Annotated in this window: 11 protein-coding genes; 3 read left to right on the top strand and 8 right to left on the bottom strand. The window is 62.4% G+C overall.

Features of this window, described 5'->3' with window-relative positions; translation table 11 throughout:
* Positions 1-203 precede the first annotated feature (203 nt).
* Positions 204-662: an REP-associated tyrosine transposase gene (locus tag KGA98_RS20235; protein ID WP_057714058.1), complete on the top strand. Its 459-nt coding sequence runs from the start codon at positions 204-206 to the stop codon at positions 660-662.
* Positions 663-1,725: 1,063 nt separating this feature from the next.
* On the opposite strand, the gene surE is transcribed toward KGA98_RS20235, so the two are convergent.
* From surE to KGA98_RS20220, 3 genes are all read right to left on the bottom strand, one after another.
* On the bottom strand, positions 1,726-2,703 hold the full coding sequence (gene surE / locus KGA98_RS20230; protein WP_223503394.1) for a 5'/3'-nucleotidase SurE: 978 nt from the start codon (positions 2,701-2,703) through the stop codon (positions 1,726-1,728).
* Positions 2,704-2,782: 79 nt separating this feature from the next.
* A complete protein-coding gene (locus KGA98_RS20225; RefSeq protein WP_057714060.1) occupies positions 2,783-4,162 on the bottom strand; it encodes a DUF1329 domain-containing protein in 1,380 nt (459 codons plus the stop codon).
* A gap of 23 nt (positions 4,163-4,185) precedes the next feature.
* Positions 4,186-5,703 (bottom strand): DUF1302 domain-containing protein, encoded by a 1,518-nt coding sequence (locus tag KGA98_RS20220; protein WP_306345028.1) that lies wholly within the window; start codon positions 5,701-5,703, stop codon positions 4,186-4,188.
* 326 nt (positions 5,704-6,029) lie between these two features.
* Between KGA98_RS20220 and KGA98_RS20215 the strand changes: the two genes are divergently transcribed.
* Together KGA98_RS20215 and KGA98_RS20210 are read left to right on the top strand one after the other, a co-directional pair.
* A complete protein-coding gene (locus KGA98_RS20215; protein WP_223503390.1) occupies positions 6,030-7,772 on the top strand; it encodes an FAD-binding protein in 1,743 nt (580 codons plus the stop codon).
* On the top strand, positions 7,769-8,647 hold the full coding sequence (locus KGA98_RS20210) for an SDR family NAD(P)-dependent oxidoreductase (protein ID WP_223503388.1): 879 nt from the start codon (positions 7,769-7,771) through the stop codon (positions 8,645-8,647). Before KGA98_RS20215 ends, KGA98_RS20210 begins: the two co-directional genes overlap by 4 nt.
* Before the next feature lie 367 nt (positions 8,648-9,014).
* Here the strand turns inward: KGA98_RS20210 and KGA98_RS20205 are convergent, their stop codons facing one another.
* From KGA98_RS20205 to KGA98_RS20185, 5 genes are all read right to left on the bottom strand, one after another.
* Positions 9,015-10,595, bottom strand: a complete 1,581-nt coding sequence (locus KGA98_RS20205; protein ID WP_223503386.1) for a FadD3 family acyl-CoA ligase — start codon at positions 10,593-10,595, stop codon at positions 9,015-9,017.
* A gap of 72 nt (positions 10,596-10,667) precedes the next feature.
* On the bottom strand, positions 10,668-11,414 hold the full coding sequence (locus KGA98_RS20200) for an SDR family NAD(P)-dependent oxidoreductase (RefSeq protein WP_218496122.1): 747 nt from the start codon (positions 11,412-11,414) through the stop codon (positions 10,668-10,670).
* A 237-nt stretch (positions 11,415-11,651) separates the two neighbouring features.
* On the bottom strand, positions 11,652-12,734 hold the full coding sequence (locus KGA98_RS20195; RefSeq protein WP_154908779.1) for a ferredoxin--NADP reductase: 1,083 nt from the start codon (positions 12,732-12,734) through the stop codon (positions 11,652-11,654).
* A gap of 13 nt (positions 12,735-12,747) precedes the next feature.
* Positions 12,748-13,503: a glucose 1-dehydrogenase gene (locus tag KGA98_RS20190; protein ID WP_223503384.1), complete on the bottom strand. Its 756-nt coding sequence runs from the start codon at positions 13,501-13,503 to the stop codon at positions 12,748-12,750.
* Positions 13,491-15,170: an FAD-binding protein gene (locus KGA98_RS20185; RefSeq protein WP_223503382.1), complete on the bottom strand. Its 1,680-nt coding sequence runs from the start codon at positions 15,168-15,170 to the stop codon at positions 13,491-13,493. Before KGA98_RS20185 ends, KGA98_RS20190 begins: the two co-directional genes overlap by 13 nt.
* Between the last annotated feature and the right edge of the window lie 4 nt (positions 15,171-15,174).

Genomic DNA, 15,174 nt, shown 5'->3' with positions numbered 1-15,174 from the left:
CAACACAAAGCCCAGTGGGAGCGAGCTTGCTCCCACAATGGTTTTTGGATACCCGCAGATGTTGCGTACACCGACTAACCCTGTGGGAGCGAGCTTGCTCGCGATAGCTATCGATTGGTCACATCCGGTCAAAGGTTGACCCAACGCCGAAGCATCCACCGGTCTAGCCTTGCTCCTGAATTCACTACGGAGAGGGCAAAGGAATGCCTGATTTACCTGCTTCATTTCGTCTGCGCATCGGCCGCTATGCCGAGCCAAACAGGGTTTACCTGTTGACGAGCAACACGCTGGATCGAGAACCGGTTTTCAAGGATTTCGGTTTGGGCAGGCTGGTCGTCAAGCAATTTCAATATGCACAGGAACAATACTGGGCGAACTCTTTAGCGTGGGTCGTCATGCCCGATCATTTTCATTGGTTGATCGAGTTGCAGCAGTGCTCACTCAGTCAGCTGATGCAAAAAACCAAATCATTGAGTACGCGGGCCGTGAACATGTCCGTCGGACGTAAAGGCAGTCTATGGCAGCAGGGCTATCACGATCGGGCGTTGAGGCGGGATGAGGACCTGGTCAAGCTTGCTCGATATGTTGTCGCGAACCCGTTGCGGGCTGGGCTGGTTGAGAAGCTTGGCGACTATCCGTTGTGGGATGCGATCTGGGTTTGATCCGTAACCGCGTAGCCACCATCGCGAGCTTGCTCGCGATGGCGGTCTGTCAGGCGAGATTGATGTGGACTGGGCCGACCTCATCGCGAGCAAGCTCGCTCCCACAATGATTTTTGGATAGCCGCAGATGTTGCGCACACCCGGTACCCCTGTGGGAGCGAGCTTGCTCGCGATGGCGGACAGTCAGGCGAGTTTGATGTTGACTGGGCCGGCCTCATCGCGAGCAAGCTCGCTCCCACAATGATTTTTGGATAGCCGCAGATGTTGTGCACACCCGCTAACCCTGTGGGAGCGAGCTTGCTCGCGATGGCGGACAGTCAGGCGAGATTGATATTGAATGTACCGGCCTCATCGCGAGCAAGCTCGCTCCCACACTGGTTTTTGGTTATCCGCAGATGTTGTGCACACCCGCTAACCCTGTGGGAGCGGGCTTGCTCGCGATGGCGGTCTGTCAGGCGAGATTGATGTGGACTGGGCCGACCTCATCGCGAGCAAGCTCGCTCCCACAATGATTTTTGGATAGCCGCAGATGTTGCGCACACCCGGTACCCCTGTGGGAGCGAGCTTGCTCGCGATGGCGGACAGCAAGGCGAGTTTGATGTTGACTGGGCCGGCCTCATCGCGAGCAAGCTCGCTCCCACAATGATTTTTGGTTAACCGCAGATGTTGTGCACACCCGCTAACCCTGTGGGAGCGAGCTTGCTCGCGATGGCGGACTGTCAGGCGAGATTGATATTGAATGTACCGGCCTCATCGCGAGCAAGCTCGCTCCCACAATGATTTTTGGATAGCCGCAGATGTTGCGTACACCCGCTAACCCTGTGGGAGCGGGCTTGCCCGCGATGGCGGTCTGTCAGGTGAGATTGATGTTGACTGGGCCGGCCTCATCGCGAGCAAGCTCGCTCCCACAATGATTTTTGGATAGCCGCAGATGTTGCGTACAACCGCTAACCCTGTGGGAGCGAGCTTGCTCGCGATGGCGGAGTGTCAGTCGACATCGATGTTGAATGTGTCGGTCTCATCGCGAGCAATGGTTTTGTGATTAACACCGTTCCGTGCTTGCTTAAGGCTTGACCCCGCGCAATATCTTCTTCGCCTGATCCTGCATCGCCTCTGGCGCGGTCATGTTGCCGTCGATCACGGTGATCACCGCGTGGCCTTGCCACAGTTGATAGGCATCGGCCTTTTGCTGGGTTTCGGTCGGTGTCGACGGGGCGGCCAGGTTGACGTGGATCACGCCGTCGGCGCCGCGCTGGGAGGTGAAGTTGACCCGATCCCAATTGCCGATCGGCGCAAAGCTCACGCCTTTGACTTCATCGGGTTTGAGGGGCGGGTAGTTGAGGTTCAGGCCGCTGACACCCGGCAGGCCGAGCACGTTCAGATCACACTGATGTTTGTTCCTTGCGCAGGCCTGTTTGGCGTCTGTACCGGCCAGGCCCGCCTGTTCGATGACCTTCACGGCAAAGCGCGCCGTGTCGTCCATGGCGCCGAGGGTCTTGCGGTAACCGGCCTGCTGGTCGCGGATGATCAGGTCCATGTCGATACCCGTGGACACCGCCACCGCCGGAATTCCCTTGAACATCGCGCGAACGGCGGCGTTGAGGGTGCCGGACATCTGCGTAAGCGGGCCGACGTTTTCGCCGAAGTTGCTGCCTGACACCACCAGGTCTGGCGGCGAATCCTTGAGGATCACGTCGAGGCCGACGTTGACAGCATCCACCGGCGTGCCGATGGCGGAGGTCTTGCCAGCGGGCGGGGTGTAGTCCTGCGGCGGCCCGACGCAAAATTTGCCTGGCGCCAGTTCGGTCACCGCCAGGGCCTGGCCGGGTACGACCACGCTGGCGGCGCTGATGCCGCTGCTGTCGTTCAACGGGCCGACCAGGGTGACCTTGTGCCCGGCGGCGGTCAGCGCCCGGTACATCGCATCGATGCCGGGCGCGCGGCAGCCATCGTCGTTGGTCAGCAGGATGTTCAGGGCGTTGGCTTGCATCGACAGGCCAACGCTGGCCATGGCGATGATGCCGGTGAGGAGTTTGTTCATGGCGAAGTCTTCCGTGGGCGCAGCGGATTTTACAAAGCACAACGCCCCGACCGAATGATTCGGTCGGGGCGCGGTGAGTTTAGCGGGTGCCGAGTTTGCGCAGGTTGCCAGGGGTGAATTCGTCTTCAGTGAAGGCGGTGGCGTTGAGCTTGGCCGGCTTTTGATCGATCAGCATGCGGTCAACCAGGTAAGAGCCGGCGATCAGGTCGTGGTAGATGCCAAGGCGAGCGTGGTAGCGCTGCATCTCATAGGCGTAGATCGAGGTCTGCATGTTGGTGCGCCACAACTGGCCACGACTGTCGTAGTTGTCGGCCATGGTCGCGGACCAGGTGTCCTCGTCCAGGTACAGCACGCGCTTGGCGTATACGTGGCGGGCACCTTCCTTGAGGTTGGCCTGCAACACCCAGACGCGGTGTTTCTCGTAGCGCATGTACTGCGGATCGACGTGGCCGGTGGTGTCCAGGATCTGGTCGGCCGTTACGCTCGGGTCGTCGATCTTGTAGTTGTGGTACGGAATGTAGATTTCCTTCTTACCGACGATGGTCCAGTTGTAGCGGTCTGGCGCACCATTGAACAAGCGGTCTTCGTCGTACACGCGAAAACCTCCCGCGCCGGTCGGCGAGTCATAACCCACGGTCGGTGCGCGACGAACCCGGCGTTGGCCCGGGCTGTATTGCCAAGCCTGGCGCGGGGAGGCGGTCGGATTGATGAACTCGTGACCGACCACGATCTCGCCTTTCTTGCGCACCGGTTCCAGGGTGGTGAGCAGGAAGTGGGTGGATACACCGTTCGCGGCCTCCAGGGTTTTGTCCGGGCTCGACCAGATCGAGAAGATCTTGTAGTTGACCTCTTCCAGCACCTTTTCCTTGTTGGAGTACACCACCGCCTGGCCGTAGTTGGCCTCTTCAGTGTTGGCGCGCCCTTGCAAGGTATGGTTGAACATCAACTCGCTGCCGTTCTTCGGGATCGGGAACGGCGAGGCACCCCAGGCGTTTTTGGTGTCGTTGTTGTCATTCTCGAGTTCGGCAGTGACGGCGTTTTTCTTGATCTGGTCTTCCAGGCGCTGATCAAGGCGGAAGTCGCGGTGGCTCGGGTAGACCGGGATCTTGAAAGTATCCGGGTATCGCTTGAACAGCGCCTTCTGGCCATCGGTCAGGTTGTCGGCGTACTTGTCCATGTTCTTCGAATCGATCACGAACAGCGGTTTTTCCGCGGCGTACGGATCCGGGTACGGCGTGCCGGGGCCAGCGTATTTGAGTCCTGGCGGCAGGCCGCGCCATTTGCCGGACCAGGCCGGGATGCTGCCGTCGGCGTTGCCGGCTTTTTCGGCGCCCATCGGGGTCAGGTCCTGGCCCAGGCGGGCGGCTTCTTCGGGGCTGACCTTGGCGTAGGCCAGGCCACTGCCGAGCAGGCCGACGGTCAGCGCAGTGCTCAATAATGTTTGGGTGAATCTGGACATGCTGTGCTCCTCCGACAGGGGAATCAGAACCGGTACTTGAAGTTGAGCGCGACGTTGTCGCGGTCGGCCAACGGGCTGTTGTTGGCGCTGCCGAGGTAGGCGTTGTAGCGGGCCTCGACGGTGAAGTTGCCCAAGTAGCGCCACGAACTGCCGATGCTGGCGCGGTTATCGTTCTGGCCGGCGTTGATCGAACCGACCATCGAGCTGTCGCCGTGGGCGGCGGCGCTGAAGGTGACAGGCACCGACATGTCCCATCCGCTGAACACGTCGTTGTAGTCAAAGTTCGCCTGCACCGTGTAGCCCCAGGCATCGCGGTCATAGACCAGGCTGTCGGTGCCCGGCAGCGCGAAACCAGGGGCCAGGGTCACTGGCTGCGACTCGTCGTTGCTGACCACGGTGTTGTAGACCAGCTCGCCGGTCAGGCTGGTGTTGTCGGCGAAGGAGGTCGGGCCGAGCACGTAGATCATCGACGTTTGCGCTTGTATGGTCTTGCCGCGCACGGGGCTGGAGAAACCGTTGTCGACCATCACTGGCGTGCCGTCGCGGTAGCTGACTTCACCGGCCCAGCTGACATCGCCCAGCACCGTGGCGAAACTCGCACCGAACAGGTCGATGTTGTCGAAGTAGCGCACCTGGTAGCGGCCCAGGTTCGTCGCAAAGTCCAGCGACGGCGTCTTGTCGTGATAGCGCGAGTAGAAGAGGCCGAACTCGGTGTTGTTCAGTGACTCGGCGGCGTAGGTGAAGGCCACACCGTACTGGCCGCTGTCGCTCGGCTTGTCGTCCTTGAGGCGGGTGACGAAACCGGAAGCGTCGTTGAAGCCGCCCTCGTCGATGAAGTCGGTGGTGGAGAAGTAACTACCCACGCCGAACAGCTCGGTTTTCTCCCACTTGTATTGGTAGTAGGCCTGGATACCCAGGCTTTCGGTCAGGGCGAACTGGGTGAACAGTTGGCCGACCGGCAGCAGGATTTCCTTGACCTCGACGCCCGGGGTGGTCGCCTTGGTCGCGTCCACCGGGCTCTGGGCCGCGGAAATACCCGGATAGAACAGACTTTCACCCCAGCTCACCACCTGATTACCCAGGCGCGCGTTGAGGGCATGGCCGCTCACGTCCCAGGTGCCATAGGCGTAGTAGTCGAGCATGCGCAACTCATTGCGATGCTGGTCGATGGTGTCCTGGGAGAAACGGTCGGGTTTGCTGCAATGGCCGCCGGCGAAGCAGTTGGAAGTGCCGGTGGTGTTGTCGTTGTCCTGATCGTAGACGTTGTCGTAGAAGCCCGTCGCCCGGACGAACACGCCGTAGTCGTCTTGCCACTTGATGTTGGCTTCGGTGAGAAAGCCGCTGCGGTTGTTGATCAGGCTGCCTTTGTCGAACGCGTTGTCGCCGTCGTTGCCATTGGCATTGGCGGTCAGCTTGTGATCGCGAGACTCGGTCCGCCAGGCGAGGCTGTAGGTCAGAGTGGTGTCCCAGTCGATGCTCAAGTCTTCGCTTGGCTGAAAGCTCATGGCGTTAACGTGAGCGCTAAGTCCACCAGCCAGCATCAATAGAACAAGCTGTGTGCGAGGGTGCTGTGTTGGTGGGGCGATTATTGTTTTTATCATGTCGTCCTCATGGCCCAGGTCAGACCTGCCCGACCTGCATTTCAGGGGAGTGATTGGTGCTGTGGGCGACTATGGAGTCACGACTTGCGCGCAACATCGTCCAAGCGGACTAAGCGATTTGTACGGGGCGGGCGCAGTCCTGGCCTTAGTCTTATCGGACGATGAACACCCGGCGCACGGGGCGAACAATCCCGAGACCGACTGCACCGGGCGAAGATCCGGCGGTGGCGGTTTCTGCCTGATGGGCGCTGAACAAGGGTGATCGCATGAACGCTGCCGGGATCAAATGGGACGAGTGCTGTGATGTGTTGGTGATTGGCTCGGGAGCCGGGGGCATGACCGCAGCGCTGCGCGCCCACGACCTGGGCCTGAATGCGTTGCTGATCGAAAAGAGCGGCGAGTACGGCGGCACCTCGGCGGTGTCCGGCGGCGGCATCTGGATCCCCAACAATCACCGGATCAACGCCATCGGCGGCAGTGATTCGGCGGCCGAAGCGATTGCCTACATCCGCGCCGTGACCCATGGCGAGATCGACGACGGGCGCGTCGAAGCCTATGTCGAACACGGCCGGGAGATGGTCGAGTACCTGGAAAAACACACCCGCGTGCGCTTCGAGGCGCAACCGCGCTACGCCGATTACTACCCGGAAGTCGAGGGCGGAAAACCGGGCTATCGTTCGATGGATCCGCAACCGTTCGATGCCGCCGAACTCGGCGAAGAATTTTTGCGCATGCGCGCACCGTCCCCCGGCACCCTGATGATGGGGCGCATGGCGATGACCATGAAAGAGGCGCAAGTGCTGCTGTGCCGTGGCCCCGGCTGGTTGCGCCTGACCCTGCGGGTGATGTGGCGCTATTGGCGTGATCGCGAGGGGCGGCGTTTATCCCGTCGCGACCGTTTCCTGACCCTGGGCAATGCCTTGATCGGTGCCTTGCGCTGTTCGTTGCAGGATCGCGGCAAGTCGCTGTGGCTCAACTGTGCACTCGAAGAGCTGCTGCTGGTCGGCGACCGGGTCGGCGGGGCGCGGGTCAATCGCAACGGTCAGTTGCTCAACGTCAAGGCGCGCTACGGGGTGATCATCGCCGCCGGTGGTTTCGAGCGTAACCAGGCAATGCGTGAGCAGTACCTGCCGCAGCCGTCCAGGGCCAACTGGAGTGCCACGCCACCCAACAATACCGGCGACGGTATTCGCGCCGGCCAGGCCATCGGTGCTCGGACCGCGTTGATGGAGCACAGCTGGTGGGCGCCGACCACTTACGTCAAGGGCGAAGAAAAACAGCGGGCGCTGTTCGTTGAACGCACCTTGCCGGGGTGTGTGATGGTCAACGCGGCGGGGGAGCGTTTCGTCAACGAAGCCGCGCCCTATACCGATATCGTTTACGCGATGTACGCCAACAACCGCGAAGGCGCCGCGAGCGTGCCGTGCTGGATGGTGTTCGACGCCGAGTTCCGCCGCAAATACCCGTGCGGCGCCTTGTTGCCGGGCTATGCCCAGCGCGATTGGCAATTGCCCGAGCATTTGCGTGATTACTTCCACAAGGCGTCGAGCCTGGAAGAACTGGCGACGAAAATCGGCGTCGACGCTGGCGGGCTGGTGCGCACCGTGCAGCGTTTCAACGGCATGGCCGTGCAGGGCGTCGACGAGGATTTCCACAAGGGCGAATCGCTGTTCGACCGCTACTACGGCGACCCCAACGTGCAACCCAATCCGTGCCTGGCGCCGTTGCTCAAAGGGCCGTTCTACGCCGTGCGCATCGACGCCGGCGACATCGGCACCAAGGGGGGGCTGCTGACCGACGTGCACGCCCGCGTGTTGCATGAAGACGGCGAACCGATCAACGGCCTGTACGCCATCGGCAACAGCGCTGCCTCGATGATGGGCCGCACCTATCCGGGTGCCGGTTCGACCATCGGCCCGGCCATGACCTTCGGTTACCTGGCCGCCAATCACATCAAGCGCCAGAGCGAAACCGCTTCGGCGAAAACCTTGTTCGGGAGTGTCGAATGAACAACCAGCGTCCACAGATCGCCGTAGTGACCGGCGCCAGTCGCGGAGTCGGGCAGGGCATTGCCCTGGCCCTTGGGGCAGCGGGCATGACGGTGTATGTCACCGGTCGCGCCCCGGCGCAGGGCGGGTCGAATTTGTACGGGCATGCCTTGCGCGGCTCGCTGGAGGACACCGCCGCCGCGATCACCGACGCCGGTGGGCGCGGTATCGCGGTGGTCTGTGATCACGCCGATGACGCGCAGGTTCAGGCGCTGTTTACCCGTGTGGAAAATGAGTGCGGGCATCTGGATCTGCTGGTGAACAACGCCGCGTTCATCCATGACCAGTTGATCGAACCAGGGCCGTTCTGGGCTAAACCGCTGGACCTGGTGCGCATTCTCGATGTCGGCCTGCGCTCGGCCTACATCGCCAGCTTCTATGCCGCGCCGCTGTTGCTCAAAAGTGCACAAGGGCTGATTTGTTTCACTTCGTCGTTCGGTGCCGGGTGCTACATGCATGGCCCGGCGTACGGCGCGCAAAAGGCCGGCGTCGACAAGCTGGCGGCGGACATGGCGATTGATTTCGAAGGACAGGGCGTGGCGGCATTGTCGCTGTGGCTCGGCCCGCAACTGACCGAACGTACGAAGATTGCCGGCGAACAGCATGGCGAGCAGTACCAGGCATTCCTGGCCCACGCCGAAACCCCGCAATTCAACGGGCGCGTGATTCATGCCTTGCTCAATGATCCGCAGTTGATGGCGTTGTCCGGGCAGACCCTGATCACCGCCGAAATTGCCCCTGGCTACGGCATCAGCGAAGCCGAAGGCCGCCAGCCGCCGTCCCACCGCGCCATGCTCGGCGACCCGCGTAAGCAGCATCCGGCGCGGGTGGTTTAGATCGCTAAAACACAAAGCCCTGTAGGAGCGAGCTTGCTCGCGATGGTCTATCAGTTGCATTGACGTCGACTGACACACCATCGCGAGCAGGCTCGCTCCTACAGTTGAACTGTGTCGGACGCGAAATTTGTGTACACCCCCGAACATTGTAGGAGCGAGCTTGCTCGCGATGGTCTATCAGTTGCATTGACGTCGACTGACACACCATCGCGAGCAAGCCCGCTCCCACAGTTGAACTGTGTCGAGCGGGAAATTTGTGTACACCCTCGAACATTGTAGGAGCGAGCCTGCTCGCGATGGTCTATCAGTTGCATTGATGTCGACTGACACACCCTCGCGAGCAGGCTCGCTCCTACAGGGATTGTGTTTAGTCGACTGGCTGCAATGCCCACTCGCGCAGCACATTCTTGGTCACTTTCCCCGCCGCATTGATCGGCATCTTCTGCAGCACCTGCACCCGACGCGGAACCTTGTAGTTGGCCATCTGCTCGCGGCACCAGGCGAGGAATCGGGTCTGCTCGATTTCCATACCTGGAGCAGGCAGCAGAAACGCCATCGCCACTTCGCCCAAGCGTTCGTCGGGAATCCCGATCACCGCTGCCTGGGCCACGCCCGGATAGGTCAGCAAACACTGTTCGATCTCCGCCGGGTACACATTGAAGCCACCGGTGATGAACATGTCCTTGAGGCGGTCGGTGATGCGCAGGTAACCCTGTTCGTCGAGCATGCCGATGTCGCCGGTGTGCAGCCAGCCGTCGGCGTCGAGAATTTCCTGGCTGGCTTCGGGGTTGTTGAGATAGCCCTGCATCAGGTTGTAGCCGCGAATCTGCACTTCACCGGGAATGTTGGCCGGCTGGCTGCGACCGCTGTTGCCGACACAGCGCACTTGCACCCCCGGCATCGCCCGGCCACTGGTGTTGGCGACCAGTTCCGCCGAGTCGCCGGACCGGCAGATCGTGGCGAACCCGCAGACTTCCGTCAGGCCATACGCGGTGACGATGGTGGCAAAGCCCAGTTCGTCGCGCATGCGGTGGATCATCTCCACCGGAATCGCTGCCGCCCCGGTCACCGCCACGCGCAAGGAGCTCAGGTCGAATTCGTTGCGTTGCGGATGGGCAAGCAACGATTGATACAGCGTCGGTGGCCCGGGCAACACGGTGATGCGTTCACGCTGCACGCATTCGAGCACGGCCTGCACGTCGAACACCTGCTGCGGCAGGAGGGTGCAGCCACGCATCAGCGCTGCCAGCCAGCCGGCCTTGTAGCCGAAGGAATGGAAGAACGGATTGACGATCAGGTAGCGATCGCTCTCGCGCAAACCGACGATATCGCTCCAGTCGCGCACGATTCGCAGGTTCTGGCCGTGGCTGGTCATCACGCCTTTGGGTTTACCAGTGGTGCCCGAGGTGAACAACACGTCGGACAAGGCCTGCGGACCAACGCTCTGTTCGCGGGTGCGCAAGGCCAGTTGCGGCACATCGGCCGCCAGATCCATAAACCGATTCCACGCCAGGGTGCCCGAATTGGCACCACGCACGCTGACGATGTGGCGCAGGGCTGGCAGGTCTTCCGACGTCAGCATGCCGGGGTAGTCCGCGCCGAGGAATTCGCCGATGGCAAACAGTACGCAGGCGCCGCTTTCGCGCAGGATGTAGCCGGCCTCGCTGCCCTTCATCCGGGTATTGAGCGGCACCAGGGCGGCGCCGACACTTTGCAGGGCGCCAGCCGCAACGATCCACTCCCACACGTTCGGCGCCCAGATCGCCACGCGGTCCCCGACCTGTACGTCGAGGGCCAGCAGTGCGCGGGCAGCCTGGCGGCGCAGTTGGTCCAGTTGTCGGTAGGTGATGGTGTGGCCCGCGTCCTCGATGGCCGGGCGGTCGCCGTAGGCCTGGGCCGCGTTGGCGAACAGTTGAGCGATGGTCAGTGCGGTGGCGACAGGCGGCATGGGGCCTCCCCGGTTAGAAGACAAGTACGAAAAAGGGAGTAGGCCGGGCAGGGCGCCCGGCCGGATTGCGAATTACTGGGCGGGCGGGGCGAAACGGCGACCGGCGGAGAAACCACCGTCCACGGCGATCATCTGGCCGCTGACAAAGGAGGCTTCGTCGGACGCCAGGAACAGCGCAACGTTGGCCACTTCTTCCGGTTGTCCGGAGCGGCTGAGCATGTGCTGCGAGGCGAAGAAGGCGTGGAACGCGTCATTGTCACGGACCATGCTGGTCATCGGCGTTTCGATCAGGCCGGGGCACAGACCGTTGACGCGAATGTTGGCGTAGCCGTAGTCGATGGCCATCGAGCGGGTCAGCTGGTTGATGCCGCCCTTGGACACGTTATAGGCCACGTTGCCGTCGCAGCCTTGCAGGCCGAAGATCGAACCGACGTTGATGATCGAGCCATTGCGTTGTTCAACCATCGACGCCAGCGCGTATTTGCTGGTGAGCATGCTGCCGGTCAGGTTGATGTCCATCACCCGTTGCCAGTTGGCGGTGGTGGTCTGGGTCACGCTGCCCTGGTCGGCGACGCCGGCGGCGTTGACCAGTACGTCGATGCGCCCGAAGCGGCTGATGACTTCTTGCATGACCTGCTGCACCTGCGCTTCGTCGCGCACGTCCAGGGTCATGAACAGGCCGGGAAAGTCTGCCGGTGCGCTGCCGATGTCCAGCCCAATCACTTGCGCGCCTTCGGCCGCGAAACGGCGCACGCAGGCCAGACCGATACCCGAAGCGCCGCCGGTGACCACCGCGACCTTATTCTGCAAACGAGCCATAACTGCACCTCTTTATTGTTGTGGGCTAATGCTGTGGTCGAGTCTAACCGCAGACCGGGCCCGAGTGATCGTCCGTTGAGACTAAGCAACAGATCCTCCGGCGTGCACAATTCAACTGTGGGAGCGGGCTTGCTCGCGAAGGGGGCGGCAAACTTGACATCATCGTTGTCTGACACACCGCCTTCGCGAGCAAGCCCGCTCCCACAATTGACCGTATTCCCCCGTAGGAGCGTAACCTCAATCCGGGAATTTAAGGCGTACCCGGGCACCCGTCGGGCGGCTCTGGCAGGCCAGCGTCCAGCCGTCGGCGAGCTCCTTGGGGGTCAGCACGTCGTTGCGGGCCAGTTGGGTCTGGCCTTCCTGGACCACGCACATGCAGGCCCCGCAAAAACCTTCTTCACAGGACGACGGCACGTCCAGACCGGCGGCCTTGCAGCTTTGCAGCAGGGTGTCGCCGGGTTTGCAGGCAATTTCGTGTTGCTGACCATCGAGCTCGACGATCAGCGCTTCGCATTGCGAATCCATGGCCGCCGCTCGTGCCACGGCCTCTTCGGCCAGCAGTTCATCGGGGTCCGGCGGCGAGACGAAGCGTTCGACATGGATCCGCTCGGCCGCTTCGCCCACTGCCAGCAGCGTGCGCTCCACGGTGTCCATGAACGGTCCCGGCCCACAGATGAAGTAGTCGCCGCCGGCCGATCCGCGCAGCAGATGACGGACCTGATGGTCCGTCAAAAAACCCTGCACCGAATCGAGGACGTGCACCACGTGCAGTTGATCAGGATGCGCCTTGATCAACTGGCACAGCTCGTCCTTGAAAATCACCGACGCCTCATCGCGGTTGGCGTAGATCAACTTGATCGGTCGCCGACTGCTGTGCAGCACCGATTTGAGAATGGAAAACACCGGGGTGATGCCCGAGCCGCCCCCGAACAAGACCAGGGGCTTTTCGGTGTCCGCCTGCGGGTCCAGGCAGAAATGCCCGGCCGGTGGCAGCACTTCCAGCCAGTCGCCGACCTGCACTTCGTTCATCCAGTTCGACACCCGGCCACCGTCGACCCGTTTCACCGTGACCTTGGGCAGCGCGTCCGCGAGGGGCGAGCTGGCCATGGAGTAGCAGCGGGTCAACAGTTTGCCGGCCAAGGGCACGCGAAAACTCAGGAACTGGCCCGGTTTGTAGCGAAAGCGCTCACGCAGGGCTGGCGGTACGTCCAGCACCAGCGAGCGCGCATCCAGGGTCTCGTCGATCACCGCGCACACTTGCAATGAGACGCTTGCCGTCGTGTGCTCGGCCGGGGTCAGGTTCTGTTGTTGCGTGCCCATGTTCACCTCGACCTCAGAGACTGCTGATCAGTTGGGCGTTGTCGACGCGAATCTCGGCACCGTTGACGAATCGCGACTCGTCGGTGGCCAGGAACAGCACCACGTTGGCAATGTCCCGTGGCGCGGCCATGCGGTTCATCGGGTCCTGGTCCAGCGCTTCCTGCGGGATCGGCTGACCACCGGCCAGGGCCTGGGTCATCGGCGTGTTCACGCCATCGGGGTGCACGCTGTTGCAGCGGATGCGGTAACCCTGCTGCTTGCAGTGCAGGGCAATCGAACGGGTCATCGCCGCGACCGCGCCTTTGGACGCCGAATAAGCGCAGAACATCGGCATCGCGCCCAACGCGGCCACCGACGACATGTTGATGATCGACCCGCCACCGGTTTCCTTCATCGCCTGGATCGCGTACTTGCAGCCGAGGAAGTAGCCTTCGCCGTTGATCTTCTGCACCTTCTGCCACAGCTCCAGCGTGGTGTCTTCAATGCTGCCCAGGGCCAGGATCGCGGCGTTGTTGACCAGTACGTCGAGACGGCCGAAATGTTCGACGGTGGTCTTGATCACCTGTTGCCAATCGCTTTCGCTGGCGATGTCGTGGCGGATGAACAGCGCGTTGGCGCCGATTTCTGCAGCCACCTGGCGACCGGCCTCTTCGTTGAGGTCGGTCAGTACTACTTTGGCGCCTTCGCGGGCCAGCAGCAGGGCGTCTTCGCGACCGATGCCGCTGGCGGCGCCGGTGATGAGGCAGACTTTGCCTTCTACACGTTGCATTGTTGTTCTCCTGATCGTGCGGTTTGAAGTGCGAATTGGTCGGCCACGTGGGCGGCAGCCCGGCGACCGGAATAAATGCAATCGGCCAGGGACAGGCCGGAGACATACAGGTTGGAAGCGACCCCGACCGCATTGCGACCGGCGCTGTACAGGCCCTGGATCGGTTGACCGGCGTGGTCCAGCACCCGACCGCTGCCCTCGCAGACCTTCAACCCGCCAAGGGTGATGACCGGGCAGGGGAACAGGCGGCTGGTGAACGACAGGTCGAGGGCGTACCACGGGCCTTGTTCGAGATTGGCGAGCATCGCCGAGGACTTGCCGAACTCGTCGGCGACCTCACCGCGTGCCGCCCGGGAATAGCGTTCGACACTCTGGCGCAGCAGTTCCGGCGGCAGATTGCAGCGTTTGGCCAACCCGGCCAGGCTGCTACTGCGTTTGGCGTTGAACAACAGATTGAGCAGCACCGGCAGGCGCTGGAAATTCCACACCTTGCCCGGGCCCACCTGACGCAACGCTTCGCGCATCAGCTCACGGTTGAGCACCAGGATCGCGCGACCGTCTTGTTCTTCGACCATGGCGTGGCCGAGGGTCGCGCCGTAGATTTCTTCGTTGGCGTAACGCTGTCCGCGGGCATTGACGATCAGCCCGCGGGCCCAGGCCAGTGGCGGATTGATGAAGCGCCAAGCGCTGATCTTGTCCATCCGCGCCACGCTGCCACCGGCGCTCTGGCCCAGGGCGATGCCGCTGCCATTGCACCCGGTGGCGCCCAGGGGCAACCCGGCCAGGTACTGCGGCGCGTGTTGGCGCACCAGGCCGCGATTGAAGATAAAACCGCCGCTGCTCAATAGCACCGCCTGTTCGGCGCGAATCAATTGCCGAATGGCGCTGGTCTGCTCGATGCGACGCTGACGGGCGCGCAAGCGGTCAGCCAATGCGGGGGCGTACATATGAATGGCGGCGGCCCAGCGCGACAGACGCGCATGTTGTCGGGCTGCGCGACTGCCGGAAGGCAACTGCCAGGCTTCGACGCCGATGACCTTGTCGTCGAGGTCGAGCACCAGTCGCCGCACTTCGCACTGGCTGCGCAGGCGCGCACCGTGACGCAAGGCGCTGGCCTTGAGCGGGGCGAACAGGCTGGCGCCGGACATGCCCGGACCTTTGGTGCGGTGGCCACGGGGTGCCGGTTTGGCGCTGGCGGCATAGGCCGGCACGGCTTCGTTGCCGGAGTAATAGAGGTAGTACTGGTCACTCGGGTACGAGGTTTTATGCGGCGGCACGCTGGCCTCGAACGCCGCGCCCTGTCGCTCCAGCCAGGCCAGTTGTTCGCGGCTGCCGTCGCAGAAATTGCGCAATGTCGCGTGGCTGACGGCTTCGCCGACTTCCTGACGCAGGTAATTGAACATGGCTTCGCTGGTGTCTTCATAGCCGGCCTGACGCTGATACGACGTGCCACCACCGGCGTACACCACGCCACCACTGAGCGCCGTGGCGCCGCCGCCTTCGAAGCGATCCAGTGCGAGCACTGACAGGCCGCGAGTGCTGGCTTCGATGGCGGCACAGGCGCCGGCACCGCCAAACCCGACGATCAGCAAGTCGCAACGGTCATCCCATGGCAACTGGTCGGCGCTGTTCACTCGCAACGCCGTCAACCCGTTCAGGCTGTCCATGTTC

This window comes from Pseudomonas sp. BF-R-24 (assembly GCF_019947335.1).
In the GTDB taxonomy this organism is placed as follows: Bacteria; Pseudomonadota; Gammaproteobacteria; order Pseudomonadales; family Pseudomonadaceae; genus Aquipseudomonas; species Aquipseudomonas jessenii.
The sequence above is the reverse complement of the archived record's forward strand: the minus strand, read 5'-3'. Positions and strand labels throughout refer to the sequence as shown.